Below are 1658 nucleotides of genomic sequence, written 5' to 3'. Positions count from 1 at the left end.
GCGGCATCATGCGACGCACCAGGGCTTCTTTTCGTTCTGCTGAGTAGGCTTTCATTCATGCCGATTCTACCGCCCCCGGACCTCGTCTAAGATTCAGACGACACGACAACTATTCTGACGCCGGGGGATACGACCAGTGACCCGGACGTTTGACGAGACAGCCGCCACCCCCGCACCGTCTGTCGCATCCGTTTCAAGGCAACAGGACTTACGCCGGGCAGAAAACTGGTAGAGATCTGCCCCGACTTGGTCTTCACCCTTCTCGGACGAAACAGGAAGCCCAGAAATGTGAAAGTCACGTCCGGGTAGGTTTGGGTGCGGCTCCGATCCTTGCAATACACGATCTTCGACTTCTCAGGATGCATCTGCAATCCACACTCCGCCAGTCGTGAGGCAATGGCATGGATGACCTCCTGAGCCTGTGCCAGGCTGCGGCAGTGTACTACCGCATCATCGGCATAACGCGCAAAGGGGCATTGAGGGAAGTGCCGCTGCATCCACGCGTCGAACGCGTAGTGCATGAACAGATTCATCAACATCGGGCTGACCACCCCACCCTGAGGCGTACCTCGCGCTCGTGGTAGTCTCGCCCCATCTGCAGTCTCGAACGGCGCAGTCAGCCATCGCTCGATATACAGCAGAAGCCAGTCCACCTTGATGTGCTTGCGTACCGCCTTGAGCAGGAGGTCATGATCGATCTGATCGAACGCCGCCTTGATGTCAAACTCAACAACCCAGTCATACTGCCAGCAACGCTTGCGCGTCACCGCGATCGCCTGTTTTGCCGATTTTCCCGGCCTGTATCCATAGGAATCCGGATGGAACAACGGATCCAGTACCGGTTCTATCATGAGCTTGGCCACAGCCTGGGCGATTCGATCCGACACGGTGGGCACGCCCAGCTTTCTGGTACCGCCCGTGGCCTTGGGTATCTCAACCTGCTTCACCGACGGCGGGAAATACGACCCCGACGCCATCTGGTTCCACAGCTTGTACAGATTGCCCGACAGGTTCTGCTCGAACATGGCGATCGTTTCATCGTCCACGCCTGCTGCACCCCGGTTGGCCCTCACCAGCTGATACGCTTCCCAGACCGTGCGCTTCGCAATGTCATACGGTTTTGTTGAGGTCATGTCACTCATCCCCGCCATGCAGGTTGGTGACCTTCGTCAACAGGATAACGCTACCCCTTCGCTCCACCTTCATTACAAAGGTTTCAACACTACTACGGGCAGCTCCGCCCCTCACTCCGGCATCGGTATTCTTCCTCATGGTGTCTGCCATTTGTCATTTCCCTTTCCATCCGGAGCAAGGTTCTCACGTTCCATACCAAATCCTGTGTTGAGCTCATGCCGCCTCTACGCCGACTGCCGTCAGGTCCGCAAACAGGTCTCGTCCTGACTGATCCTGGAGCGACGAAATGACTCCAGTTTTGACAGCGCTTTATGAATTAACGACGCGTCATCGAACGGTTCGCTCTCGCTCATCTTCTCAACACATACCTGCCATCCTTATGGATGACTTTTCCACGGTCTGGGGGTGACCCGTTTCCGTGGACGGTTAAGCAGTTGAATTTTGGTTCGGCTGATTTCCTCCATGTTGGGCGCTTGCGCGAGTTGTCCACGGTCGGTCGGCGGGTCGCCTATCACGACCACGAC

1 protein-coding gene is annotated in these 1658 nt (G+C 56.7%); it reads right to left on the bottom strand.

Features of this window, described 5'->3' with window-relative positions; translation table 11 throughout:
* Positions 1-86 precede the first annotated feature (86 nt).
* Positions 87-1133: a group II intron reverse transcriptase/maturase gene (gene ltrA, locus GWC77_RS27670; RefSeq protein ID WP_217283444.1), complete on the bottom strand. Its 1047-nt coding sequence runs from the start codon at positions 1131-1133 to the stop codon at positions 87-89.
* Between the last annotated feature and the right edge of the window lie 525 nt (positions 1134-1658).

Origin of the sequence: Paraburkholderia sp. NMBU_R16, assembly GCF_013282575.1 — a bacterium.
In the GTDB taxonomy this organism is placed as follows: domain Bacteria; phylum Pseudomonadota; class Gammaproteobacteria; order Burkholderiales; family Burkholderiaceae; genus Trinickia.
This window is presented reverse-complemented; position numbering and strand designations above follow the sequence as displayed.

Bases quoted from the DNA above. Each gene is read 5' to 3' on its own strand.
- ltrA (WP_217283444.1), bottom strand. From the start codon at position 1,133: ATGACCTCAACAAAACCGTATGACATTGCGAAGCGCACGGTCTGGGAA.